Here is a 24,991-nt window from a genome sequence, read left to right on the forward strand (position 1 = left end):
ATTACATCACGGGATATTACAGCCAGCTCAGACCTCATCAATATAACGGGGGTTTGACGCCAAATGAATCAGAGCGATTGTTCTGGAAAAACTCTAAAGCCGTGGCCAGTTTTTGTTGACCACTACAGTTATAAAGATAGATACTGCAGTACGTCACACTAAAAAGGCAGACTGGTACGGAGATCGTTTTAAAGAGCGCGAGATCAGCTTCGCTATCGCGGAAGAAATTAAAGGTTATGCAGTGACGGTCGCGGATGTGATGAAACTGGTGAAGGCGCAGAAGGAGTATCGCTAATGCCTTTGGTTACCATTGGTGAGCTAACTCTGGATTTACAGCGTAAAAAAATTAAAAACCTGCATATCAGCGTACTGCCTCCGGATGGCCGAGTAAGGGTATCGGCCCCAGTCTCACTGTCAGACACAGCTATTAGGATGGCTGTAGTAAGAAGGTTGGTATGGATCCGACAACAGCAAGCACAATTTCAGGCTCAGCCGCGCCAGAGTGAACGAGAAATGTGTAGTGGAGAAACACACTATCTTTGGGGAAGAGGATATCGACTGGATGTAGTTTTAGTGGATAGGCCCGCTGAAGTGAAACTTCAGGGTGGTTGGATACGCATGAAAGTTCCTCCACAGTACGATACGGCCCAGCGGGAAACAGTTCTCAACCAGTGGTATCGTGGTATTTTGAAACAAAGACTGCCTAAGTTAATGGCAAAATGGCAGCCTGAAATGAAGGCTGAAGCCAGTTATGTTGGCATCAAGCGAATGAAGACTAAATGGGGTAGCTGTAATCCTCAGACCGCACGTATCTGGATAAATCTCGAGCTGGTGAAAAAACCTCCTGAATGCCTTGAATTCATTGTGGTCCACGAACTCGTTCATCTTCACGAACGTAAACACAACGAGCGTTTTATCGGCCTGATGAACATGCACCTACCGAACTGGCGCGAACACAGAGCTAAGTTGAATAAAATGCCCTTGGCTTATAATCATTGGTCATATTAAAGCCAATATATTTAATTAATAATATTAAAAAAGCTAGTACCGATAGGTACTAGCCAAACACTTAAAAATGGATATACAATTTCATATTTTTTTCTAAAGAACGAAGTTCTTCTTGTAATTTTTCTTGTTCATAGATTAAAGAGTATAGATCAATATCTTGAGTTTCCTCTTCACGCTTTACATATCTGGTAATATTGAGATTATAGTCATTACCCTTAATTTCACTAAAGCTGACAACGCGTGAAAGATTTTCCACTTCATGTCTTTTATGATAAATATCAGATATTTTTTCAATATTTTCGACGGTTAAATAATTCCGTCCCTTTGATTTTAAGAAAAACATAGTTGAGTCAATAAATAATACATTTGAATCATTTCTATTTTTTTTGAAAATCAAAATCACCGTTGGTATATTAGTTGACAAAAATAAACGTTCAGGAAGACCAATAACAGCATCCAACAGATTCTCTTTAATTAAATTCTCTCTAATCAAAGCTTCACTTGCACCTCGAAATAAAACCCCATGCGGGGCAACAAGTGCCATCCGCCCTGTCTTATCTTTCATAGATGCAATCATATGCAAAATAAATGCATAATCCGCTTTAGATTGTGGCGGAATTCCTAAACCAAACCGACCAAATCTGTCTTTTAATGCCTCTTCATATCCCCAATTGGATACTGAAAATGGTGGGTTTGAAAGTACAACGTCAAACTTTTCTAGTTCGCCTTTAGAGTCATGAAATTTTGGATCCAGCAGGACGTCGCCCCATTTTATGCTACAGGAGTACACACCATGTAAAAACATATTAATACAAGCAACATTCCATGATGACTTCAATATCTCTTGGCCATATAATTTATAATCCTGAAACTGATTACGATATGCTATTTCTTGCATAGCTCTTAATAAAAGTGAGCCAGTGCCGCATGCTGGATCATAAATTGAATCACCTGGAACGGGTGTAACCAACTTAGATAACAATACCGAGACGCCATATGGCGTATAAAAACCACCACCTCTTAGACCTGCATCAGATGCAACTTTCTCAAATAAAAAACCACATATTGCCTTTATTCTATCATGGCCATTATTGTAACTATTAAATTGAAAGACTTTAGAATTGAGGGCATGCATTAACTCACTTAAAAAAGCCTCTCTCTCTTTACGAGGTCCAAGCTTGTCAGATGTAAAGTCTATATCACTAAAGACATCTCTTTCACATTTGTATAATTTCTGAAAAATAGCTTCATCATAATAGCTGAGTGCTGTATTAATCCTTTCACCTATCCCTCTATCATTAACACCTGAATATATATAATTGAAACTCATATCCTCAGGGGTATTAGACAACAGTAACTTTAATTTCAAGTCATCATCAACCACTCTATCTTCATGGATATCACATATTAAATCAGATACATACTTTAGAAATAACAAAGAAAGCATGTAATCAAGAAACTGTATAGAATCCAAACTTCCTCTGTAAACACTGAATATGTCCCAAACGATATTTTTAATTTCTTTATCATCAACTGTTGACATAGTTAATTACCTTCTTTAAGCAGTTTGAAGCAAATATTGAGGTAGAGTAAGTTACCATTATTGATAATCTTCCTATGAATATCCCTTTGCTTTTCCCAGTTATTTTTTATTCTAACAATATTATTTTGAACCTCTATAGGAGGCAATTTAATCTCCATATCAGAAAGGGTTTTCAAGCTAACTTTAGTGATGTTAGTCCCCTCACTCATCCTGTTAAAATAATCCTGACCTAACGGCGAATTAATGTACCATTGTAAATAATCAGGTAAAACATCATTCTCTTTGCATTTAATTATTGCGTTTTGATTACTTGTAACACTAGGTAGTTTTTTTGAACCCGTAAACATTCCAGCTGCAAAAACTGGCCCCCTCAAGCGTAGAAGAATGTCCCCGGCCTGGAGATAGTGTTTTTTAGGGTCAACCGGAGGAGATACTCTGGCAAGTTCATCCATACGCAAAAGCCCTTCTGTATCAATATCTTTTGTCTGTATTAAATAACACTTACCATCATCGCCAAGGTCTTTTATAGCCGTTTTAAACGGCATCCCTAAACGGATGTCTGCAATTTCTTCCAATCTAACGATAACGCTCATAGGCTTTTAGGGGAGAAGCCTCTCCCCTCTCCATTAGTTAGTTTTTAAAGTGATTGATTGCTTGATGTTCGTATCACCCGAGTGAACTTCCAAGTCCATTTGAAATGATAAGGCAGGCACAACGTATAAAAGTATTGCTAAAGGTGCCATACGGAGTCTTTTTGCAGTTGCATTTAACAGAGTAGGCTGGTATTTTTTAGTATTCATATTTTTCATTCCTCTTCGATTAGCGATTTCTATCAGAGTAATGAGAGTGAACTGTAGCCCCACTACATGGACACTCCCCTATCGTCGTAGGTAGCGTACTACCTAGCGATAGGGTAAATATACGTATGTGCACTCAACTTTGCAAGAAGTACATAGCCTACTACGTGAGTAATTGTTCCAGTTACATACCGAAACACAAGTAAAGTCACTGTTTTAATTGAACAATTTTTTTTACTTTTTTTTGAAAATTAAACGGTTCTTCTCTGCTTTCTCGATTGGCATCCAAAAAATCAGCCCACCACTGCAACATCAACCTTCTCTCTCCCAGATGTTCAGCCTTATGGATGTAAGCCGCACGCACAGAGTTACGCTCCTGATGGCTCATCTGCCGCTCCACTGCATCCCTCGACCACAATCCAGATTCAATCAACGAGCTGCATGCCATTGTCCTGAAACCATGTCCACAAACTTCCGTTTTCGTGTCATACCCCATTACGCGTAGCGCCTTGTTCACCGTGTTCTCACTCATAGGCTTACGCGGATCGTGATCGCCCACAAAAATCAGCTCTCGATTCCCACTCATACTTCTGATCTTTTCCAGAATGGCCAGCGCCTGGCGCGACAAGGGAACAAGATGTGGAGTACGCATCTTCGAACCGCGCTGAGAATGCTTGACTCCTTCCAGTGGCTCACGCTCACCGGGGATCGTCCACATGGCCGTTTCAAAATCCACTTCTGACCAGCGGGCAAATCGCAGTTCAATTGAACGGATAAAGACTAACAAGGTAAGTTCGACAGCAAGTCGGGTTAATGGTCTTCCGGAATAGTGATCAATACGGTGAAGCAATTCGGGAATGCGATTAAGTTCCAATGCAGCACGATGCTGTCTTTTCGCCGTAGCAACCGCACCTGCAATTTCTTGCGCGGGGTTATAATCGATTAAGCCGCTCTGAACGGCAAAGCGCATAATTGCGGTAGTACGCTGCTGTAAACGGGCGGCGACTTCGAGTCATCCGGATGATTCCACCGCTTTGATGGGTACAAGCAGATCCCGAGTCTTCAGCTCCGCAATGTTCCGCTTACCGATAGCAGCAAAGAGATTATCTTCAAGGCTTTTCAAAACACGGGCACTGTGCGATGTAGACCACTTCTGATTGCTGGCATGCCAGTCTCTGGCGACCACTTCAAACGTTATTGCCTCTTGCTCCTGCTCTACCTTAACGGCTTTCTTGTTTTCACTTGGATCGACGCCGTTAGCTAACAGCTTACGGGCTTCATCCCGGCGTGTTCGAGCATCCGCCAGCGAGACTTCAGGATATTTCCCCAACGCCAGCATCTTCTCTTTGCCGCCAAAGCGATAACGAAGCCGCCAGTATTTGGAGCCGTTAGGATGAACCAGCAAAACCATGCCTTCACCGTCAGTTAGTTTATAGGCTTTTGCTTCGGGCTTGGCTGTACGAACCTTCACATCACTCAGAGCCATGATGAATATCCTTTCAAGGGTTCTGTGCGGGTACAAACATAATCGAACCGGGATATACCCGCAGTTGTACCCGCATCAGTAAGTTGATGTAGATTGAATCAGGTTGACTTAGGTTGAGTGAAAAAGCGAGGAAAGCCTTGCGGATACTGGATTTCAGGCACAAAAAAAGACGTCCGTTGACGTCTATTGATGTTCCGATGGTGCCGAAGGCCGGAATCGAACCGGCACGCCTTGCGGCGGTTGATTTTGAATCAACTGCGTCTACCGATTTCGCCACTTCGGCACTGAAGGGTATGCGGAAAACGTTGTGGATTATACCTTTACCCCCTGTTTCCGCAACCCCTATCAGCAGGCAAACGCGCAACTGCTTAAAAAAACGTCGCGCTACCCTTTCCTTGCCGTTCAAGCAACGTTCAGGCTATATCACGTATTTTGCCACAACTGCTCATTTACTCACCACGGCACAATAAATACACTCTCCTTATGATTTTAACCGCACGTTCATATAAGGAAACGGGACTACCCGCCCCGCCCTATACGGCGAAGCCCCAGGATCAAACATGGATAAGAGCAGGGATAGACTATGCGAAGCGCACGGGATTTTAAGAAGCGGTATGTTATAGCGGTATTACTACTGGCGATCGTCGCATACGGCATTCTGAAGGTAGAGAATTTTTCGCCTTTCGAAGAGTCGGTTATACAGCGGCAACAGATCAACTCTACTACTACGCTGTACGTAACGGAAGGCAGCGCTGGCGCTACTACAAAAAACGTTTATCAATATTATCTCGTTCCTTCTGAGGTAGCGGAAAGCGATTTCTTAAAACAGGCGGGCGATAAATATAAGTCATTTTTGTCTACCTCTGACGAAAGCGTCAAAATGCAGATAAACAGCAGCGCCATCCATCTCTCTGTTAAGGGAGACGTCTATCATTTCACTAACGCGGCCAGCTACTCGACTACTATTTATCTGACATCCTCACCTTTCTGAAAGCGGCTTGTCGTTCTTAACGTCTACCCTGACCTTTATCATCAGCCACAAAGAAACCTTATGACCGCCACTCCCAAATATTCCAACTTCCCGACTCCTCCTTTCTTAGCCTACTCCACAGCCGTCACCGCCGCAGAAGCCACTCCCGTAACCAGCCCTTCCCTTTATCCGCAGCCTTTTGCGGCACTTGCCGACCAACACATCAAGCATCGCCCTGGCGATTGGCCTTAGCAACTTTGGCGTTAACCTTACGCGCATTTTGCCTGGCGGCTGTCGGCGCTGCGGCATTCGCATACAAAGCAGGATGAGTTTATCTATATCCTTTCCGGGCACCCGCTGGCGAAACGAAACTGGCACCCGGTATGTGTGCTGTTTTAAAGCGAGAACGGGCAATGCTCATCAGATGATGAATCCAGGCAGCGAGGAAGTACATTATCTGGAGGTTCCGCTGGCGACAGCGTCAGCTATCCTGATGACGACCTACAGTTAGTCATGACAGAAGATAGCAAGCCGCAGTTTCAACATAAAGATGAAACGCCTTACTGAATAAGCAGTTCCAGGACTACTCTTAAAGCCGGGTTTGCCGAGCCGGGCTGTCGCCCGATACGGAACTCCAGGCTAATCCCGCAGTCCCACTGTGGAGATCGGCGCGCGCCGGGAACAGGTCGTGCCGGACAATTTAAAGAAGGTATAAAAATGAAAGCAACAACCAAGATAGCGTTGGCATTAACGGTTTCATCTTCCCTGTTCGCTGGCGTGGCTTCGGCCGCAAGCTGGCAGGATCAGCTCAGCAATGCTGCCAACACGCTGAGCCAGAACAATGCTAACTCTGCATCAACTACCACGCAGAATAACGGTATGTCGCTGGGTGCACTGGCCGGCCTGCTGAACGGCGGCAATCAGCAGCTCAGCGCTAACAGCATGACCAATGCCGCAGGCGTGTTGCAGTACTGCGTGCAGAACAACGTGGTAAATAACAATGTGAGTTCCGTAAAGGATCAGCTGCTGAGCAAGCTGGGCCTGACCGACACGGCGAAAGCACAGGAAACCACCGACTATAAACAAGGTCTGATGGGCCTGCTGAATACCGGCAGCGATCAGCAGGTAAACCTGAAAAGCCTGGGCAACACCGAATTGGGCAAGAAGGTGAAAACCAAAGCCTGCGATCTGGTGTTGAAACAAAGCAAGCAGTTTATCTCCTAGGCCATTATCACCAAGTCTCCTGCGCCAAGGACGGCGCAGACGCCTCCACTCTCTGCACAGACAGATCAACCGATTAGCGAAAGCGTCCTGTCGTGCTCAAAGCAGAAGCTGCTCCTTACTTCAGCCCAAAAGCTACAGCGACTCATTCACCACGTCAAAATCACAGCCGCCCCCTGGTTACGCTCATAAACCAGACCGAAGCTACAGCAGAACACTAGCTACCCTTGCAGACAATGCCGAACGTTCCCGCTTGCAGACAATGCCAAAAGCCAAAGCAGCCTCACTTATAAACCACATCAAACCCACAACCGTTCACCAGCCAGACTTGCAGGCCGCGTCAAAGTCACAATAGCCCAAAGACCAGGCTTATAAACCACGCCAAAGCCACAACAGCCCACTGACCAAAATTATAAACCACACCAAAGCCACAGCCGTCCCCGATCGATCCTACAGGCCACGCCAAACCTTGAAGTGGCGGGAACACGAGCGGGTTAGTAAAGCGTCCTGCGCCATGGACGGCGCAGGCCGAGCTGTCAGGGACGACGCTTTTTGCGTCTTTACGATCCGATCGTGTTCCCGGCACATGCCCCGATTTCGCAGAAAACAGGCCCTTTTCTTACAGAGCGCTCCAGGCACCACAGAAAACAGGCCCTTTTCTTACAGAGCACTCCGTGCACCACAGAAATCCGCCCCTTTCCCTGACGCACTCTCCGCGCCACAAAAATTCGCCCTGTCTCCGTTTCTAAACACGCTCCCCACACAAACTCCTCACACAAAAACGCGGCCCACAGCAAACCGCTTCTTCCATACACGCCTCCGGCCTTCGAAGTCCCCGCCTTGCCTATTTCACTATCAGCTTAATGCCCAGCGCGGCCATCACGCTGCCGCCGATACGGTCGAACGTCGCCTTATAGCGCAAATAGGTATTACGCGGCCCGCTGGAGGACAGCGCCCAGGCCACAAAGGCATACCACAGGCCATCCACCAGCATCGACACCACCGGTAGCGCCACGTACATCGCTGGCGTAATATGGCTCGGCAGCAGCGCGGCAAAAATCCCGGCAAATACCACCGCCGTTTTAGGGTTACTGATTTGCGTAATAAAAGCAGTTAAAAAGGCACGGCGAAAGCTTTTCCCCATGTTGCCGCTGTTCTCCATATGCAGCGGCTCACGCGCGTGGCGGAACATCTTGAACGCCATCCACAGTAGATAAAGCCCTCCGCCGGTCTTCAGCACCAGCCACAGCCACGGCACCGCCGCCAGCAGCGTATGCAGGCCCATTAGCGCAATTAATGAAATCACTATCGAGCCGATGCCCATTCCCAGCGCCGCGCCCATGCCTGCACGTCGCGAAGACGCCACCGCCGTACGCGCCACCATAATAAAACTCGGGCCAGGGCTCATGGCACCCAGCGCCAGCGCGCCGCCAATCGTGGCTACTGCAATAATGTTCGCATCCATCTTTTTTCCTCGCCGCAAAAATAAACAAATTACAGAAGTTTGCTGCGGTTGCCACCTTCGCTATGTACTTTTCTCCACAGCGCGACGGTTTGCATCTCCGGGCACCAGCCTGCATTATCGTTAACCGCCAACAGTTAACTTTTTCTGTAGTGAGAAAACGATGCATGATCTAACGAAGCTGCTGATAGAGCGGGATACGCAGCAGCACAAGGCCGAGCTGGAAAAGCTGCGCGAGGAAAACCTTCGCCTGCTGCAACAGGTCAGCGACAAAATTGATAACGCTGAAGCAAAAATCACCGAAAGCGCCATCAACAAAACCCTGTCGGTGCTGGATAACACCCGCAAATGGATTTTGGGCATGTTCGCCGTTTTCGCTACCGTGCTGACGCTGGCGGGCTTTGTCGGTATCTCCGGCGTAAGCAGCAAAATGACGGCTATCGTTACCGATAAGGTGAATGGCTGGCTGCGCTTTGACGATGAAAACAGCGGCGGTTATCGGGTTATGGATGAGCTGCGCACCAGCGCCCTGCTCGACTCGCTGACGCTGCGCTTTGCCAGAGACAACGCCCGTGGCGGCGGCAGCCAGCCCCATCTTAACGCCGCTGAAACACAGCGCCTGATGGCAATCATCCTCAATCCCGCTTCCGACGACTATCAGTTCAGAGACGCGCTGCATCTGATTATCGCCAGCCGGGGCATATTTGGTCGGGTAATGGCGGATGACACGGGCAAAAAGATTGCCGATATCCTCGGTAACAATGCATTCAACAATGATAAAAAAGTGGCCGTGCTGGAGGCGATGAAAGCGGAACGCTCGCTTTATCCGTTGACGCTGCAAATGCTGGACGATCGCAGTGGCCGCTATGACGAAAGTATTCTGACCGATGCTTTCACCAACGTGCGGCAGTTTGACGAGCAACGCGCGCGCCAGTTTGCCGAAGCGAACCTGAACACCTTTAAGTCACCTCGTAACCGTGTTGAGCTGGCCAGCTACCTCATTGATATCGGTGCCGACGGCCCTGAGATCGATAAGCTGATCGCCGAGCTGCGTCGGCAGCAGCAGGCACAGCAGCAGCAGGAAAGCTATGTCTGGTCTGGTTATTATCCTTCGCTGATTTTCGCCCGCATCGAACACGGGCTGAAAGCTGCCGCGCCGGATGTTCCCGCGCTGGCGCGATTTATCTCCACGCAAATGGATAAGGGTTTGCAGCTGGCCCTTTCCGATTTTAGCAACGGCAAACCCTATCTCCACTTCTCTCTGGATAAAACCAGCAGCGCCGTTAAGCAGCCGGAAAGTCTGTTCGGCAACGCTGCGCTGGTGGACGCCATCGTCAAAGCGCAGCCGCTGACCGCGGGCCGCCTGCAAAAAGTCAGTGATTTTTTCCAGACAACCGATCGCGGCCTGTGGGTAACCACGCTGATGATGACGCCAGCGGCCACCACCCAACTGACCCTCGCCGACGGCCGGAAAGCGCAGGGTGATGAGATTCTGGATCGCGTCTGGCTGCGCGTGGAGGAAAAAGCGGGCCAGCCGGCGCTGATTGCCAGCTGGCGGGAGAAAACCGGCAGCGTACACGAAGGCATCGTCACCGATATCGTCAACGGCGAACAGGCGCATTTCCTCGTCGATTTTAACAGCTGGCAGTTAAGCAACTACACCTGGAAAACCGATCCCATTGAAGAGCTATACTGAGGCCCGACCAGAACCGCCTCGTTTAATTTTTGCTAAATCCGCCCGGGAGCACGCAAGCTTTTATGAATAAAGAAACCGAACTGGCGCAAGCCAAACGTCTGCCGCTGCTGCTGTTATGCTTCGCGGCGCTGCTGTTTATCGCCACCGTGCTTTATCCCCTCTGGCGACCGACGAACCTGTGGATCGGCGCTTTAAAAGCCGTGTCGGAAGCGGCGATGGTCGGCGCGCTGGCGGACTGGTTCGCGGTCAGTGCGCTGTTCAGGCGCGTGCCGATCCCGCTGGTTGGCCGCCATACCGCGATTGTGCCGCGCAACAAGGATCGCATTGCCGATAACCTGGCGCTGTTCGTGCAGGATAAGTTCCTGAACACCGATTCGCTGTTGACGTTAATCCGCCGTCACGATCCGGCGCAGATCATCGCCCGCTGGCTGAGCGAACCGGCTAACGCCGCCCGCATCAGCGGCTATTTGCTGAAAGTCGTGCGCGGCTTTCTCGATCTGGCTGACGACTCGCGTATCCAGGCGTTTATGCGGCGCGCTATCCACAAGGCTATTGATAAGGTCGATCTGACGCAGTCGGCGGCGCTGGTGCTGGAGAGCCTGACCAAAAACAATCGTCATCAGGCACTGCTGGACGACGCCATCAGCCAGCTGCTGCATCTGATCAACAAGCCAGGCACGCACGAGTTTATTGCGCAGCAGGTGATGCGCTGGCTGAAGCGCGAGCATCCTATTAAAGAGAAGATGCTGCCGACGGAATGGGTAGGTGAAAAAAGTGCCGAGCTGGCGGCCAACGCGGTGAAATCGATCCTTAACGATATAGAGCAGGACGGCGCGCACGAGCTACGTCAGGGCTTCAATCGTGCGGTACAGCGTCTGATCGAGCGGTTGCGCAGCGATCCGGAGATGCAGCTGAAAGCGGAAGAGATCAAAACTTACCTGAAGCAGGACGAGACGCTGAACAGCTATATCGCGCAGCTGTGGGGCGATTTACGCAGCTGGCTGAAGCAGGATCTGGATAAAGAAGACTCGGTGCTGCACGGCAAAGTCAGCGCTTCCGCACAGTGGCTGGGTGAAACCTTAACCCAGGATGCGCAGCTGCGGGCGTCGCTGAATCAGCATATGGAAGAGGCGGCGATAAGCGTTGCACCAGAGTTCTCGGACTTTTTAAGCCGTCATATCAGCGATACGGTGAAAAGCTGGGATGCGAAGGATATGTCGCACCAGGTGGAGTTAAATATCGGCAAGGATCTGCAGCGCATCCGTATCAACGGCACGGTGGTGGGCGGCGTAATTGGCCTGCTGCTGTGGCTGCTGTCGCAGCTTCCGGCGCTGCTATAACGACAAAGCCCGCGTCTTTCGACGCGGGCTTACATGCCTTTCACTAAAACGTTGTCAGTTTAGCGATTAGTACTTCTTGTCGGCATCGGTCAGTTTATTCGGTGCCAGCTTGTCGTCGGTCAGCTCGTTTTCCCGCAGGTTGGTCTCGGTGCGGGTTACGTCGTTTTTAAGGGCGTTGGTGTTGTGCGTACGATTTTCATTGGTATGCTCAACCTCCACTTCCTGACGACGCACGCTGTCTTTCACGGTTTCGACGCGAGCGGTCTCTTCGCCGCGCAGGCCCACTTCTTCTTTAATACGCGCGGTTTTCGCAACGGTTGGGATCTCATGAGATTCCTCAACTTCGATGGTTTTTTCTGACCAGTCCACGTCGTTCAGATAGGCTGGCTCATCCACCGCGTGACGGAAGACTTCTGCGTGCTGGTCGTACAGCGAAACATCTTCCGAGACTTCATCTTCTACGGTGAAACGACGCAGGCGTACGGAACCATCATTAATCTGGCGTTTGCCGATATCCACCTGCTCTTCCGCCAGCTTCAGCGAATCGCGGTCGGTTTCAGAAACGGCAAGGTCGGTACGGTCACGATTAAGCAGTGAATCCTGTTCGTTACGCAGCGAATCGCGTTCGTTAAGCAGCGTATCGTCTGCCAGCGTGCCGGTGGTGCCGGTATTGGACAGCGGCGCGGTAGTGGTATTCAGCGCACCCGTCTGGTCACCGGTAAGCAGGCCGCGATCGTTGGTTTCACCCGCATAGTTACGGTTAACCGGGTCGCGATCTGTATGGCTCAGTGAAGAGTAGTCGGCGGCAAAGGCGCTCAACTCCTGTTCAATGTGGTCAGCTTCATCTTTCGGAGCGCGAACCGTCAGCAGCACACCGCCTGAACGGATAGCCTTGCTGTATTCGCTTGCGTAATCATCATCAACGTCATCGCCAAACAGGCGCTGCCAGAAGCTTGGATGACGGATTTCTTTATCTTCTACGCGTAATCTTTCCCCGGAGATGATATCGATATTTTTCTCTGCAATACCTTCGACGATCAATTTCTGTTTTGCCGCTTCCGCCTGTGAAACTTCATTAAATGCGGTGACGATTTTTTCATGTGACATAAATAGATCCTCGTTAATAGGTTTAAAGTTTCTGCTTCGTAATTTTTACTTCCTGGTTACGCAGAGTGACTTTCTGCTGAAACTCTTCTTTACTGGTATGCTTATGAATATGAATTTCTTCCTTAAGCACCCGCTTAGTGATTATTTCTACCTGCTCTTCAATCACGGGAATAATAAAAACATCCCCTTCCTGACGGATCTCAGCAGAATAATCATCGGCAACCTGATAATTCATAGGAACGTGCTCGATTTCAACATGCTCATGCGTTAGCTCGGTTTCCAGTAATTTCTCTACCTGTTGCGTAGAGCGCGTCAGACTAATCCGACTGTGAACCTTGCGCTGCTTAGAGATGGTAGCCTGCTCTTCAGCAAGCGGCATCGAGACGGCCTCTTTGACTTTTTCAGTAAGCGGCGCGTTTTTATTTCCCATAAAATTAACTCCTGAGATTTAAAGCCCCACAGACTAAAAAATCTTCTTATCCGGCGCCACGTTTTGTTGCACACGCCATTAATAGTAGTAGACTGTTTCGAGACTGCCTCCCCAATTAAGCGGCAAAATGTAACAGATTTTGTAAGCGATTTAATTATATATACATTAACTATTTTTAAATATTGATTGAACTTTTTCTGCTTTATATTGCCTTGCGCGCACGCTACTTATATAAGTGGCAACCCCTTCTTTCTAACAGCATAAAAATACTGGTAAATAATACGTACGCCTCTCTTTTGCGGTGCCGGTACTGAAGGCTGCTGCACGCCGCTGTCTGGGCAATGCTTATGAACCACGGGCCGCGCAGAGATGACAAAACTGACGAAAGACGCAGCACGCTGCCAGCGGAAAGCGCAAAACGGCAGGCAGAAAGCAGCCGGGAAAGCGTTAAGGTCAGCGAAAGCGAGCAGCGATGGCGCCCGTTGAAAGGAAAAAACAGCCACAAAGCCACAACGGCTGACGCACTGAAAAAGCGGCTGAACAGCCACGACGGCTGGTGTGAAAAAAATCGCCAGGAAAGATGCGACAGCTGACAGAAAGGATAAAGCGGCCGAAGAGCCACGACGGCTGCTGTGAAGAAAAACCGCCAGGAAAGCTACGACGGCTGCCAGAAAGGATAAGGCGGCGGAAGAGCCAGGATATCTGTCGTGCAGATAAAAGAGGCTAAAAGGCTACGACGGCTGGTGCAAAGAAAAGTCCACTGGATAGCTACGACGGCTGGCAGGCAGAAAAGCGGATAAAAAGCGGGGCTGAACCGTGGCCGCAGGCGGAGCACCTGCGGCCGGGAGCGTTAACGGCGCTTCAGCAGCATATAGACGCTGATAGCCATAAAGGCGGCGCTTGGCAGCAGCGCGCCAAGCACTGGCGGAATGTTATATACCAGGCTGAGCGGCCCGAAGATCTGATCCAGCACGTAAAACAGGAAGCCGAAGCTGATGCCCGTGACCACGCGCATCCCCATCGAGACGCTGCGCAGCGGCCCAAAAATAAACGACAGCGCCATCAGCATCATCACCGCCACCGACAGCGGCTGGAAGATCTTGCTCCACATATTCAGCTGATAGCGGCCCGCAACCTGTCCGCTCTGCTTAAGGTATTTGGTGTAGTTATACAGCCCGCTAATCGACAACGCGTCCGGATCCAGCGCCACTACGCCCAGCTTGTCCGGCGTCAGCGAGGTTTTCCATTCGCCGGTCAGCGTCTGGCTGCCCGTAACCTGCTGCGGATTGGTCAGATTAGACTCGTCCACTTCCGACAAATCCCACTGCTTTTTGTCCGTGTTGTATTTGGCAGAAGCCGCATAGCGCACCGTCTGTAAACGGCGCTCCTTGTTAAAGTTGTAGATACTGACGCCGCCCAGCTCGCTGTTGTCCTTCAGGCGTTCGATAAAGATAAAGTTATCGCCATCCTTCGCCCACAGCCCGTTCTGCGTGGAGAGCAGCGAACCGCCCAGCAGCTGCTGCGCACGATAGTTACGCGCCATCTGCTCGCCCTGCGGCGCCACGAACTCGCCGATAGCCATGGTCAGCAGCACCAGCGGGATCGCCGTTTTCATCACCGAAGCGGCAATCTGCATCCGGGTAAAGCCGGAAGCCTGCATCACCACCAGCTCGCTGCGCTGCGCCAGCGCGCCCAGGCCCAGCAGCGCGCCCAGCAGCGCGGCCATAGGGAAGAAGATCTCAATATCTTTTGGCACGCTGAGGATGGTGTAAAGCCCGGCGCCGACCACGGTGTAGTCGCCCTGCCCGGTTTTGCGCAGCTGATCGACAAACTTAATGATGCCGGAGAGCGACACCAGCATAAACAGCGTCGCCATAATGGTGTTGAAAATCGTTTTACCGATATATCTGTCGAGAACGCCAAACATCAGACCGATCCTCCCCGGGTGAAGCGGGCGCGCAGACGGCGCATCGGCACCGTATCCCACAGGTTAAGAAGGATCGCCAGCGCCAGATAGGAGAGGTTCACCACCCACATCCAGATAGCCGGATCGAGACGTCCTTTCGAGCCGCTGGAGCGCAGCGAGCTTTGCAGCAGGAAGAACACCAGATACAGCAGCATCGCGGGGAGCATAGAAAGCACGCGGCCCTGGCGCGGGTTCACCACGCTGAGCGGCACCACCATCAGCGCCATCACCAACACCGAGAACACCAGCGTAAAGCGCCAGTGCAGCTCGCTGCGGAACTCCGGCCTGTCGGAATGGCGCAGCGCGCTGAAGTTCATCTGCTCGGCGTCGTTGGGATCCAGCAGCACTTCCTGATGCCCGACGATGGCCTGATAGTTCTGGAAATCGGTAATGCGGAAATCACGCAGCAGCGCCGTGCCTTCAAAGCGCGTGCCTTTATCCAGCGTCACTATCTGCGAGCCGTCGGCGCGCTGCGTCATATGGCCTTTATCCGCCATCACGACAGAAGGACGCGCGTTGCCTTTAGGCCGCAGCTGCGCCAGGAAGACGTTACCGAAATTGTTGCCCTTCACGTTTTCGATAAACAGCACCGACTGACCGTCGCCCGACTGCTGGAACTGCCCGGCAGCCAGCGCCGCCGCGCCAGGGTTAGCCTTAGCGTTCTTCGTCACCTCATTCTGATAGCGCGCCGACCACGGGCCAAGCCAGGCGACGTTCGCCGCGGCGACCACTGCGGTAAACAGCATCAGCACCATCGCCGCCTTCACCAATACGGCCTTGCTCAGGCCGCAGGCGTGCATCACGGTGATTTCACTCTCGGTGTACAGACGGCCAAGCGTCATCAAAATGGCTAAAAAGAGGCTTAACGGCAAAATGAGCTGCGCCATCTCTGAAACGCCAAGGCCTAACAGTGTCAGAACTAAATTTGTGGGAATTTCGCCATCCGCCGCGGCTCCCAGGATCCTGACTAACTTCTGACAAAAGAAGATCAGTAGCAGAATAAAGAGGATAGCCAGCTGGCTTTTGAGCGTCTCTCTTACCAGATATCTAATGATAATCACGCTGAATACGCCTGTGAAAACTTGTCTTTTTGCAGGAAAATCGATAGTTTCATCGCTTATACGCCATTTTTTCTCATCAATGGCCTCGGTCGTAGCTAAACTAGTATGACAATAATCGCGTTCCGGTGATGCAAAAAAAAACGTTTACCCGATTATTCCTAAGGGGCATCACCCGAACAAAATCTGACGCCCGTAACGCTACACGGCGCGTTGCCCCGGCATTATGCGGTTAACAAGCGCTATATTCTAGCCGCAGCAAGCGCCGTTGTCTTTAAGATTCAGGAGAGTGCATGGAGTTCAGTGTAAAAAGCGGTAGCCCGGAAAAGCAGCGCAGTGCCTGCATTGTGGTAGGCGTGTTTGAGCCGCGCAGGCTGTCACCCATTGCTGAACAGCTGGATAAAATCAGCGACGGCTATATCAGCGCCCTGCTGCGTCGCGGCGAGCTGGAAGGAAAAGTCGGCCAGACGCTGCTGCTGCATCATGTGCCGAATATTCTCTCCGAGCGCATTTTACTGATCGGCTGCGGCAAAGAGCGCGAGCTGGACGAACGTCAGTACAAGCAGGTGATCCAGAAGACAATTAACACCCTGAACGATACCGGCTCGATGGAAGCGGTCTGCTTCCTGACTGAACTGCACGTGAAAGGCCGCAACACTTACTGGAAAGTCCGCCAGGCGGTGGAAACCTCGAAAGAGACGCTTTACAGCTTCGATCAGCTGAAAAGCAACAAAGTCGAACCGCGTCGCCCGCTGCGTAAAATGGTGTTTAATGTGCCGACCCGTCGCGAGCTGACCAGCGGCGAGCGCGCCATCCAGCACGGCCTGGCCGTGGCCGCCGGCGTCAAAGCCGCCAAGGATCTCGGCAATATGCCGCCGAACATCTGCAACGCCGCCTATCTTGCCTCTCAGGCGCGCCAGCTGGCGGACGGCTGGAGCAACGTCACCACGCGCGTGATTGGCGAACAGCAAATGAAAGAGCTGGGCATGAATGCCTATCTCGCCGTCGGCGCCGGTTCGCAGAACGAATCGCTGATGTCGGTGATCGAATACAAAGGTAACCCGGACGCGGACAGCCGCCCTATCGTGCTGGTCGGCAAAGGCGTTACCTTTGACTCCGGCGGTATCTCGATTAAGCCTGGCGAAGCCATGGACGAGATGAAATATGATATGTGCGGCGCGGCCTCCGTTTACGGCGTGATGCGCATGGTGGCCGAGCTGAAACTACCGCTGAACGTGGTTGGCGTGCTGGCGGGCTGTGAAAACATGCCTGGCGGCCGCGCCTATCGTCCCGGCGACGTGCTGACCACTATGTCCGGCCAGACCGTTGAAGTGCTGAATACCGATGCGGAAGGCCGTCTGGTGCTGTGCGACGCGCTGACCTACGTCGAACGTTTCGATCCGGACGTGGTTATCGACGTGGCGACGCTGACCGGCGCCTGCGTGATTGCGCTGGGCCATCACGTCAGCGGCCTGCTGTCGAACCACAACCCGCTGGCGCACGAGCTGATCGGCGCTTCTGAACAGGCGGGCGACCGCGCCTGGCGTCTGCCGATGGCCGACGAATATCAGGAGCAGCTGGATTCTAACTTTGCGGATATGGCGAACATCGGCGGCCGTCCCGGCGGCGCAATCACCGCAGCCTGCTTCCTGGCTCGCTTTACGCGCAAATATAACTGGGCACATCTGGATATCGCCGGTACGGCGTGGCGCTCCGGCAAGGCCAAAGGCGCTACCGGTCGTCCGGTCGCCCTGCTGTCGCAGTTCCTGCTGAACCGCGCCGGTCTGAACGGCGACGACTAAATCATGAAAAACGCCACCTTCTATTTGCTGGAAAGCGACACGCCGGTTGACGGGCTCAGCGCGCTGGAAGCGCTGGTCTGCGAGCTGGCGGAAACGCGCTGGCGCGAGGGAAAGCGCGTGCTGGTCGCCTGCGAAGATGAAGCGCAGGCGATCCGCCTGGATGAAGCGCTGTGGCGCCGTCCGGCCAGCGCCTTTGTGCCGCACAATCTGGCGGGCGAAGGGCCGAAATACGGCGCGCCGGTCGAGCTGGCCTGGCCGCAGCGCCGCGGCAACGCGCCAAGAGATCTGCTGATCAGCCTGCTGCCGCAGTTCGCAGATTTTGCCACCGCTTTCCAGGAAGTGATAGACTTCGTGCCTTACGAAGAAGAATTGAAACAGCTGGCGCGCGATCGCTATAAAGCCTATCGCAGCGTCGGATTCCACTTGAATACGGCCACGCCGCCCGTGCCCCCAACGACATAGCAGAAATGGAAAAGACATATAACCCGCAAGATATCGAACAGCCGCTCTACGAGCACTGGGAACAGCAGGGCTACTTTAAGCCAAACGGCGACACCAGCCAGGAAAGCTTCTGCATCATGATCCCGCCGCCGAACGTCACCGGTAGCTTGCATATGGGTCATGCGTTTCAGCAAACCATCATGGATACCATGATCCGCTACCAGCGTATGCAGGGAAAAAACACCCTGTGGCAGGCGGGCACGGACCACGCGGGCATCGCCACGCAGATGGTAGTGGAGCGCAAAATCGCCGCTGAAGAAGGGAAAACGCGTAAAGACTACGGTCGCGACGCCTTTATCGAAAAAATCTGGCAGTGGAAGGCGGAATCCGGCGGCACCATTACCCGTCAGATGCGCCGTCTGGGCAACTCCGTGGACTGGGAGCGCGAGCGCTTCACCATGGACGACGGCCTTTCCAACGCGGTCAAAGAAGTGTTTGTGCGCCTCTACAAAGAGAACCTGATTTACCGTGGCAAACGCCTGGTGAACTGGGATCCGAAACTGCGCACCGCTATCTCCGATCTGGAAGTGGAAAACCGCGAGTCCAAAGGCTCTATGTGGCATATCCGCTATCCGCTGGCGGACGGCGCGAAAACCGCTGACGGCAAAGATTACCTGGTGGTGGCCACGACCCGTCCTGAAACGGTGCTGGGCGATACCGGCGTAGCCGTTAACCCGGAAGATCCACGCTATAAAGATCTGATTGGTAAATTTGTCGTGCTGCCGCTGGTCAACCGCCGCATTCCGATCGTGGGCGACGAGCACGCCGACATGGAAAAAGGCACCGGCTGCGTGAAAATCACGCCAGCGCACGATTTCAACGACTATGAAGTGGGCCGTCGTCACCAGCTGCCGATGATCAACATCCTGACCTTTGATGGCGACATCCGTGAAGCCGCTCAGGTTTATGACACCAACGGCGAAGAGTCTGACGTTTACAGCAGCGACATTCCGGCAGAGTTCCAGAAGCTGGAGCGTTTTGCCGCGCGTAAAGCCATTGTTGCCGCCGTAGATGCGCTTGGCCTGCTCGAAGAAATCAAACCGCACGACCTGACCGTGCCTTACGGCGATCGCGGCGGCGTGGTGATCGAGCCAATGCTGACCGACCAGTGGTACGTGCGTACCGCGCCGCTGGCAAAAGTCGCGGTGGAAGCCGTTGAGCAGGGCGATATTCAGTTTGTGCCTAAGCAGTACGAGAACATGTACTTCTCCTGGATGCGTGATATTCAGGACTGGTGTATTTCCCGTCAGCTGTGGTGGGGACACCGTATTCCGGCCTGGTACGATGCCGAAGGCAACGTCTACGTCGGCCGCACCGAAGAAGAAGTGCGCGCGGAAAACAACCTGGGCGCGGATGTAGCGCTGAACCAGGACGAAGACGTGCTGGATACCTGGTTCTCATCCGGGCTGTGGACGTTCTCCACGCTGGGCTGGCCGGAAAAAACGCCGGATCTGAGCACCTTCCATCCGACCAGCGTGCTGGTCAGCGGCTTCGACATCATCTTCTTCTGGATTGCCCGCATGATCATGCTGACCATGCACTTTATCAAAGATGAAGACGGCAAGCCGCAGGTGCCGTTCAAGACCGTTTATATGACGGGTCTGATCCGCGACGAAGAAGGCCAGAAGATGTCCAAGTCGAAAGGCAACGTCATCGATCCGCTGGATATGGTTGACGGCATTTCGCTGGAAGATCTGCTGGAGAAACGCACCGGCAATATGATGCAGCCGCAGCTGGCGGAGAAAATCCGCAAGCGCACCGAGAAGCAGTTCCCGAACGGTATCGAACCGCACGGCACCGACGCGTTGCGCTTTACGCTGGCGGCGCTGGCCTCTACCGGTCGTGATATCAACTGGGATATGAAGCGCCTGGAAGGCTACCGCAACTTCTGTAACAAGCTGTGGAACGCCAGCCGTTTTGTGCTGATGAACACTCAGGAGCAGGACTGCGGCTTTAACGGCGGCGAGCTGGAGCTGTCGCTGGCGGATCGCTGGATCCTTGCCGAATTCAACCAGACGGTGAAGGCTTACCGTGGCGCGCTGGACAGCTACCGCTTCGATATCGCCGCCAACATCCTGTATGAGTTCACCTGGAACCAGTTCTGCGACTGGTATCTGGAGCTGACCAAGCCGGTGATGAACGGCGGTTCTGAAGCCCAGCTGCGCGGCACCCGCAATACGCTGGTGGTGGTTCTGGAAGCGCTGCTGCGCCTGGCGCACCCGATTATTCCGTTTATTACCGAAACCATCTGGCAGCAGGTGAAAGTGCTGAAGAACATCAGCGACGACACCATCATGCTGCAACCGATGCCGGAATTTGAAGAGGCGAAGGTGGATGAGGCGGCGCTGAGCGATACCGAATGGCTGAAGCAGGCGATTGTCGCGGTGCGTAATATTCGCGCCGAGATGAACCTGTCGCCGTCCAAACCGCTGGATGTGCTGCTGCGCGGCGCAAGCGCTGACGTGGTACGTCGCGTGACCGACAACCATAACTTCCTGAAATCGCTGGCGCGTCTGGACAGCCTGACCTGCCTGGCCGCCGGCGAGAAAGGCCCGGTATCGGTCACCAAGATCATCGACGGCGCGGAGCTGCTGATCCCAATGGCTGGCCTGGTGGATAAAACCGCCGAGCTGGAGCGTCTGGCGAAAGAAGTCAGCAAGCTGGAAGTGGAAATCGGCAAGATCGAAGGCAAGCTTTCCAACGAAGGCTTTGTCTCGCGCGCGCCGGAAGCTGTGGTGGCGAAAGAGCGTGAGCGCATGGCCGAGTTCGAGCAGGCTAAGCTCAAGCTGATCGAGCAGCAGGCCGTTATCGCCGCGCTGTAACCATGCCAGCCGGACGGCGTTAACCGCGCCGTTAATACTGAACGCTCCGTAGCCTGTTTACGGAGCGTTTTTTTATGCGTTAAAAAACGCAGCCAAACAAATCTTTAAGAAAGCGGTGATACATTAACGGTCTGTTATTTTTTACGGATAAAACCATGTCTGACAACTACGCCAGGCCGCAGATCGCGCTCCACTGGCTGACCGTGCTCCTGCTCACCGTTGCCTACGCCACCATTGAACTGCGGGGCTTTGCCCAGCGCGGTTCCTGGCAAGGGTTCGCCATGATTATTACGCACTTCAGCGCAGGGTTTGGCGTACTGCTGGTGATGCTGGCACGTATCTTTCTGCGCTTTCGCCATCGCAGCCCGGCTATTGCGCCGCCGATAGCGAGCTGGCAAAAAGGGCTTTCACACCTGGTGCACGCCACGCTGTACGCCTTGTTTATCGTGCTGCCGCTGCTGGGCCTCTCTTCGCGCTATCTCTCCGGACGGCAGTGGTGGCTGTTTGGCGCGACTATGCCGGTATCTGCAAATCCCGATCCGGCGCTGGCGCGAACGCTTATCCACTGGCACGAGACGCTGGCGCCGCTTGGCTACTGGCTGATTGGCCTGCACGCGCTGGCCGCCCTCTTCCATCACTATTTTCTGAAAGATGATACGCTGGCGCGCATGATGCCCGCGCGGCGCGCCACAAAGCCGTAAAGGCGGCTTTGGCCTGCGCTGCCGCCATCACCGCCTGCTTTCCCACTCTTATTTTCCCGGCCAGGTTTCCCTTTTGCATGGAAGCGGAAGATTGCATCCTCGGCCAACGGATGGTATTACACTGCCAAACTATCTAAAAAACGGCCCCAGGTTATGACCAGCACCTCTTCAGCCGATATCCGGGTTCGGCTTATTCAACCCGCTGATAATCCGCATATCGCTCACGTTATCCGTCAGGTTTCGGCGGAATTTGGCCTGACCGCCGACAAAGGCTTTACGGTCGCCGATCCCAATCTTGACCAGCTTTGCGAACTCTATCGCCAGCCCAACAGCGCCTACTGGGTGATTGAGCTGGACGGAAAAATTATGGGCGGCGGCGGCGTGGCTCCCCTCCAGGGTAGCGAAGCGGACGTTTGCGAGCTGCAAAAAATGTATTTTATGCCCGAGCTGCGCGGTCTGGGCGTGGCGAAAGCGTTGGCGCTGCGGGCCATGGAACATGCGCGTGATCTGGGCTTTAAGCGCTGCTACCTGGAGACTACCGCGTCGCTGACCCGCGCCGTGCGCCTTTATGAGTACCTGGGCTTTCAGCATATTGACGGGCCGATGGGCAACACCGGCCACGTGGACTGCGAAGTTACTATGCTGCGTTCGCTGTAGCATAGTGGATCCAGGCTACTGCGTTCGCTGTATCGCTGTATCACAGCGGACGCAGGCTATTCGTTCGCGGCATCGCTGTATCACACCAGATGTAGGCTATTCGTTCGCTGTAGCACAGCGGACGCAGACTACTGCGTCACGGCCAGCTGCGAGCCTTTTTTCACGTAGCTTAGGTCGTCGATCGCTTCAATAATAAACTTCCCGGCATCGGTATAGCGGATACGGGTGACGCTGGCATTGCTGAGCGAGTGCGTCTTCGCTTTATCGCCCAGCTCGTGCAGCAGCGTCATGATGGTCATACCGTGCGTGACGATCAGCACGTTGCCGCCGCCCTGCTGCTGCGCCTGTCGGGCAATTTCCTTAATTACCTTGTTAACCCGCTGCGCCACCTGCTGATAGCTTTCTGCCTGACCGGAAGGATCGGCCGCATGGATCATCTGCACGATCTCCACAATGTCGACTTTCTTGCTGTTGAAAGCCGCCATCAGCTGGGCTGACGAGGCGTAACCGCTCTTTTTCCCCGCCACCGTCAGCATATTTTCATTGGTGTCGCCTTCAAAAGAGCCAAAAAAGACTTCTCTTAACGCCTCACGCTCCTGAAGAGGTAACGACTTATCACGCTCTGCCAGAATCAGCTTTGCGGTTTCCCTGGCCCGGCCCGAATCGCTGCTCCATGCGGCAATAAAGTCTACCGGCTTCAGCCCGCGCCCCGCTTTTTTGGCTACCTCCACGCCTTCCGCCGTTAAGGGCGTATCGCTCCAGCCCTGCGCGCGATGCACGGTGTTAAACAAGGTTTTGCCGTGGCGCACCACATAGAGCTCAACGTCAGCAGCAAAGCTGGCCCAGCTGCTTAACAGTAAAAAAGCAAAGAGCATCGCCTGTGTTATTCCTTTCATATTTCCCCCTGATTATAAAAGACCGAACTTCCAGGTCACACCGACTTCAGCAGAAAGGCTCGGCGAGCGCTGATACTCGCCCGCAGAATTAAGGATCGGCGTGGCGTTAATATTTTTATATGACCAGCCATAGCCTAACTGTGCGGCCAGCGTTAAATCTTTTAGCTGACCCTCACGTGGCTGCCAGCGGTTCAGCCAGGTAATTTCCCCGGTGCGGATTTTATTATTTTTATAAGAAAACTGGCCGTAGTTAACCTGAATACCGCTGGCTAAACTTTCAGTAAACTGATATTCGGTAAAAGAGGTCAGCGCCAGTTCGCCGTCGCGCAGATAATCTTTTCCGGCGGAGGTTAAGGCATTAAACCGGCCACGGGTATTTTTCCCTATATAGCGATCGTAATAGCCCACCCCGTTGCGCTTTTCTGCCCGTGTCCAGGCAACACCGACTTTCTGTATCCAGCTGTCATCCTGCCAGCGTACTTCTCCGGCATAGTGCCAGGCGCTGTCGTTAAACTGTTTTTTACTTTGCGGCATCGCTTTATATTTTTCCAACGCCTGGCTGCCGTAAATCTGTGACGCCAGCGCCCATTTCGGCGTCAGCGGATACGTAATTTCCACCAGGTGACGGCGCAGATAATCCTTCGACTCGCCCCATGCCCAGGAGAACACAGCATTTTGTTTTTCCCAGCTCAGGCCGCCGGTCAGGATACTGTCGATCTCTTTGCCATCAAGGGTAAGAAAATGCACGCTATCGGGTGAATCATACATGATGGAGCGCGTTACCCAGGCCATATCCAACTGCAGGTTCTGCCAGCGCAGCGAGCCGCTGTAGCCCTGATAGCTGTTGCGCGACAGGCGGTAAGTGTTGGTCAGCACGCCCACGTTTTTCAACTGGTGCCAGCCGCCTTTTGCTTTCAGCCCGAACGCGTCGTCACCCAGCTTTAGCTTAAGGTAGCGCTGCCCGAAGCGGCTGAAGCCGCCGGCGTTGCTTTTATCGAAGCCTGCGCCGTGATTGTAAAGGATGCCGCGCGTGGCGAAGTAGTCGCTGGCCGCCAGCTTAGCGGCTCTGGTGTAGCTGGCGTCGAAGCCCAGGGTATCACCCAGCCAGCCGGAGCGGAAATCCAGCGTGGTTGCGGCCCCCCAGGCGTTGTGCACCGCTTTGGGCTGCGCCTCATTCTCTTTCAGGTATTTCCAGTGGCTGCGCAACGTAAGATCGAGCTGCGTCTCCTTTAAAAATCGCTGGAAATCGCCGCCGCTTTCTTCAGCATGGGCGGCCACGGCGGCGAGCAGCGCCAGTAAAAAAACGTTCCTGTTTTTCATTATAGCCTTCCTTGTCAGCCGTTAAATAAATGACTCCATCTAAAAGAAACAAAAAAACCCGATCCCGTTGCGGTAATAATATCGCAAGTGGGATCAGGTTTTGCCGGTTGGTAACAATCCTGATAATGGCAGGAATATACGCCTGAAAATCTTTTCAGCCATAATAAAAATCAGGTTATGTGAAGCGCTCCGCAAAATAAAAAAGAGG

At 52.7% G+C, this 24,991-nt stretch carries 20 protein-coding genes, 1 tRNA gene and 1 pseudogene; 10 read left to right on the forward strand and 12 right to left on the reverse strand.

All coding sequences use genetic code 11. The features are described 5' to 3' along the window. Positions 1-294 precede the first annotated feature (294 nt). Positions 295-1,008: a M48 family metallopeptidase gene (locus tag ACA373_RS19125; RefSeq protein ID WP_370734971.1), complete on the forward strand. Its 714-nt coding sequence runs from the start codon at positions 295-297 to the stop codon at positions 1,006-1,008. 61 nt (positions 1,009-1,069) lie between these two features. On the opposite strand, the gene ACA373_RS19130 is transcribed toward ACA373_RS19125, so the two are convergent. From ACA373_RS19130 to ACA373_RS19150, 5 genes and pseudogenes are all read right to left on the reverse strand, one after another. Beyond that, entirely contained in the window at positions 1,070-2,551 is a 1,482-nt protein-coding gene (locus tag ACA373_RS19130; RefSeq protein ID WP_370734972.1) for a type I restriction-modification system subunit M, read from the reverse strand. A 2-nt stretch (positions 2,552-2,553) separates the two neighbouring features. Then, positions 2,554-3,144 (reverse strand): restriction endonuclease subunit S, encoded by a 591-nt coding sequence (locus tag ACA373_RS19135; protein WP_049855646.1) that lies wholly within the window; start codon positions 3,142-3,144, stop codon positions 2,554-2,556. A gap of 33 nt (positions 3,145-3,177) precedes the next feature. Further along, positions 3,178-3,351 (reverse strand): hypothetical protein, encoded by a 174-nt coding sequence (locus tag ACA373_RS19140; protein ID WP_158698693.1) that lies wholly within the window; start codon positions 3,349-3,351, stop codon positions 3,178-3,180. A 205-nt stretch (positions 3,352-3,556) separates the two neighbouring features. Continuing rightward, a pseudogene (locus tag ACA373_RS19145) lies at positions 3,557-4,834 on the reverse strand (tyrosine-type recombinase/integrase). 198 nt (positions 4,835-5,032) lie between these two features. Next, positions 5,033-5,117: transfer RNA gene (locus tag ACA373_RS19150), tRNA-Leu, on the reverse strand. Positions 5,118-5,417: 300 nt separating this feature from the next. Here ACA373_RS19150 and ACA373_RS19155 point away from each other — a divergent pair. Further along, complete coding sequence (locus ACA373_RS19155) at positions 5,418-5,825, forward strand: hypothetical protein (protein WP_370734973.1); 408 nt, start codon at positions 5,418-5,420, stop codon at positions 5,823-5,825. Positions 5,826-6,521: 696 nt separating this feature from the next. Further along, positions 6,522-7,028, forward strand: coding sequence for a DUF2501 domain-containing protein (locus ACA373_RS19160; protein ID WP_253458044.1), 507 nt, complete (start codon positions 6,522-6,524; stop codon positions 7,026-7,028). A gap of 841 nt (positions 7,029-7,869) precedes the next feature. Here ACA373_RS19160 and ACA373_RS19165 read toward each other — a convergent pair. Then, a complete protein-coding gene (locus ACA373_RS19165; RefSeq protein WP_370734974.1) occupies positions 7,870-8,490 on the reverse strand; it encodes a LysE family translocator in 621 nt (206 codons plus the stop codon). A gap of 160 nt (positions 8,491-8,650) precedes the next feature. On the opposite strand from ACA373_RS19165, the gene ACA373_RS19170 reads away from it, so the two are divergent. Together ACA373_RS19170 and ACA373_RS19175 are read left to right on the forward strand one after the other, a co-directional pair. After that, positions 8,651-10,183, forward strand: coding sequence for a hypothetical protein (locus tag ACA373_RS19170; RefSeq protein WP_370734975.1), 1,533 nt, complete (start codon positions 8,651-8,653; stop codon positions 10,181-10,183). A 62-nt stretch (positions 10,184-10,245) separates the two neighbouring features. Then, positions 10,246-11,523, forward strand: a complete 1,278-nt coding sequence (locus ACA373_RS19175; protein ID WP_253458035.1) for a DUF445 domain-containing protein — start codon at positions 10,246-10,248, stop codon at positions 11,521-11,523. Between the two features lie 66 nt (positions 11,524-11,589). Here the strand turns inward: ACA373_RS19175 and ACA373_RS19180 are convergent, their stop codons facing one another. The 4 genes from ACA373_RS19180 to lptF form a co-directional block, all read right to left on the reverse strand. Further along, positions 11,590-12,630 carry a YsnF/AvaK domain-containing protein gene (locus tag ACA373_RS19180; RefSeq protein ID WP_301250696.1) on the reverse strand — a complete coding sequence of 347 codons (1,041 nt, stop codon included), beginning with the start codon at positions 12,628-12,630 and terminating at the stop codon, positions 11,590-11,592. Positions 12,631-12,652: 22 nt separating this feature from the next. Further along, positions 12,653-13,060 carry a YsnF/AvaK domain-containing protein gene (locus ACA373_RS19185; protein ID WP_253458017.1) on the reverse strand — a complete coding sequence of 136 codons (408 nt, stop codon included), beginning with the start codon at positions 13,058-13,060 and terminating at the stop codon, positions 12,653-12,655. A gap of 850 nt (positions 13,061-13,910) precedes the next feature. Beyond that, on the reverse strand, positions 13,911-14,987 hold the full coding sequence (gene lptG / locus ACA373_RS19190) for an LPS export ABC transporter permease LptG (RefSeq protein WP_253458011.1): 1,077 nt from the start codon (positions 14,985-14,987) through the stop codon (positions 13,911-13,913). Beyond that, the gene (gene lptF / locus ACA373_RS19195; RefSeq protein ID WP_253458008.1) at positions 14,987-16,087 is read right to left on the reverse strand and encodes an LPS export ABC transporter permease LptF; all 1,101 of its coding nucleotides are present in this window, start codon (positions 16,085-16,087) and stop codon (positions 14,987-14,989) included. Before lptF ends, lptG begins: the two co-directional genes overlap by 1 nt. A gap of 290 nt (positions 16,088-16,377) precedes the next feature. On the opposite strand from lptF, the gene pepA reads away from it, so the two are divergent. The 5 genes from pepA (at position 16,378) to ACA373_RS19220 (ending at position 22,567) form a co-directional block, all read left to right on the forward strand. Next, the gene (gene pepA, locus ACA373_RS19200) at positions 16,378-17,886 is read left to right on the forward strand and encodes a leucyl aminopeptidase (protein WP_253458004.1); all 1,509 of its coding nucleotides are present in this window, start codon (positions 16,378-16,380) and stop codon (positions 17,884-17,886) included. A gap of 3 nt (positions 17,887-17,889) precedes the next feature. Continuing rightward, the gene (locus ACA373_RS19205; protein WP_253458001.1) at positions 17,890-18,348 is read left to right on the forward strand and encodes a DNA polymerase III subunit chi; all 459 of its coding nucleotides are present in this window, start codon (positions 17,890-17,892) and stop codon (positions 18,346-18,348) included. 5 nt (positions 18,349-18,353) lie between these two features. Beyond that, entirely contained in the window at positions 18,354-21,209 is a 2,856-nt protein-coding gene (locus ACA373_RS19210) for a valine--tRNA ligase (protein ID WP_253457998.1), read from the forward strand. Positions 21,210-21,364: 155 nt separating this feature from the next. Further along, positions 21,365-21,910, forward strand: coding sequence for a cytochrome b561 (gene cybB, locus ACA373_RS19215; protein WP_253457995.1), 546 nt, complete (start codon positions 21,365-21,367; stop codon positions 21,908-21,910). 153 nt (positions 21,911-22,063) lie between these two features. Beyond that, positions 22,064-22,567: a GNAT family N-acetyltransferase gene (locus tag ACA373_RS19220; protein WP_369896381.1), complete on the forward strand. Its 504-nt coding sequence runs from the start codon at positions 22,064-22,066 to the stop codon at positions 22,565-22,567. Positions 22,568-22,695: 128 nt separating this feature from the next. Here ACA373_RS19220 and ACA373_RS19225 read toward each other — a convergent pair whose 3' ends face one another. Further along, a complete protein-coding gene (locus ACA373_RS19225; protein WP_253457989.1) occupies positions 22,696-23,463 on the reverse strand; it encodes a histidine phosphatase family protein in 768 nt (255 codons plus the stop codon). Positions 23,464-23,475: 12 nt separating this feature from the next. Next, positions 23,476-24,783, reverse strand: coding sequence for a hypothetical protein (locus ACA373_RS19230; protein WP_301250703.1), 1,308 nt, complete (start codon positions 24,781-24,783; stop codon positions 23,476-23,478). Positions 24,784-24,991 lie beyond the last annotated feature (208 nt).

Source organism: Erwinia sp. STN24, assembly GCF_041320675.1.
Taxonomy (GTDB): Bacteria; Pseudomonadota; Gammaproteobacteria; order Enterobacterales; family Enterobacteriaceae; genus Erwinia; species Erwinia aeris.

Excerpts from the sequence above, each read along its gene's own strand:
- ACA373_RS19130 (WP_370734972.1), bottom strand. The coding sequence starts at position 2,551 with ATGTCAACAGTTGATGATAAAGAAATTAAAAATATCGTTTGGGACATA.
- pepA (WP_253458004.1), top strand. The coding sequence starts at position 16,378 with ATGGAGTTCAGTGTAAAAAGCGGTAGCCCGGAAAAGCAGCGCAGTGCC.
- cybB (WP_253457995.1), top strand. The coding sequence starts at position 21,365 with ATGTCTGACAACTACGCCAGGCCGCAGATCGCGCTCCACTGGCTGACC.
- ACA373_RS19205 (WP_253458001.1), top strand. The coding sequence starts at position 17,890 with ATGAAAAACGCCACCTTCTATTTGCTGGAAAGCGACACGCCGGTTGAC.
- ACA373_RS19125 (WP_370734971.1), top strand. The coding sequence starts at position 295 with ATGCCTTTGGTTACCATTGGTGAGCTAACTCTGGATTTACAGCGTAAA.
- ACA373_RS19155 (WP_370734973.1), top strand. The coding sequence starts at position 5,418 with ATGCGAAGCGCACGGGATTTTAAGAAGCGGTATGTTATAGCGGTATTA.
- ACA373_RS19170 (WP_370734975.1), top strand. The coding sequence starts at position 8,651 with ATGCATGATCTAACGAAGCTGCTGATAGAGCGGGATACGCAGCAGCAC.
- ACA373_RS19175 (WP_253458035.1), top strand. The coding sequence starts at position 10,246 with ATGAATAAAGAAACCGAACTGGCGCAAGCCAAACGTCTGCCGCTGCTG.
- ACA373_RS19140 (WP_158698693.1), bottom strand. The coding sequence starts at position 3,351 with ATGAATACTAAAAAATACCAGCCTACTCTGTTAAATGCAACTGCAAAA.
- ACA373_RS19160 (WP_253458044.1), top strand. The coding sequence starts at position 6,522 with ATGAAAGCAACAACCAAGATAGCGTTGGCATTAACGGTTTCATCTTCC.
- ACA373_RS19230 (WP_301250703.1), bottom strand. The coding sequence starts at position 24,783 with ATGAAAAACAGGAACGTTTTTTTACTGGCGCTGCTCGCCGCCGTGGCC.
- ACA373_RS19180 (WP_301250696.1), bottom strand. The coding sequence starts at position 12,630 with ATGTCACATGAAAAAATCGTCACCGCATTTAATGAAGTTTCACAGGCG.
- ACA373_RS19220 (WP_369896381.1), top strand. The coding sequence starts at position 22,064 with ATGACCAGCACCTCTTCAGCCGATATCCGGGTTCGGCTTATTCAACCC.
- ACA373_RS19135 (WP_049855646.1), bottom strand. The coding sequence starts at position 3,144 with ATGAGCGTTATCGTTAGATTGGAAGAAATTGCAGACATCCGTTTAGGG.
- lptG (WP_253458011.1), bottom strand. The coding sequence starts at position 14,987 with ATGTTTGGCGTTCTCGACAGATATATCGGTAAAACGATTTTCAACACC.
- ACA373_RS19165 (WP_370734974.1), bottom strand. The coding sequence starts at position 8,490 with ATGGATGCGAACATTATTGCAGTAGCCACGATTGGCGGCGCGCTGGCG.
- ACA373_RS19225 (WP_253457989.1), bottom strand. The coding sequence starts at position 23,463 with ATGAAAGGAATAACACAGGCGATGCTCTTTGCTTTTTTACTGTTAAGC.
- ACA373_RS19210 (WP_253457998.1), top strand. The coding sequence starts at position 18,354 with ATGGAAAAGACATATAACCCGCAAGATATCGAACAGCCGCTCTACGAG.
- ACA373_RS19185 (WP_253458017.1), bottom strand. The coding sequence starts at position 13,060 with ATGGGAAATAAAAACGCGCCGCTTACTGAAAAAGTCAAAGAGGCCGTC.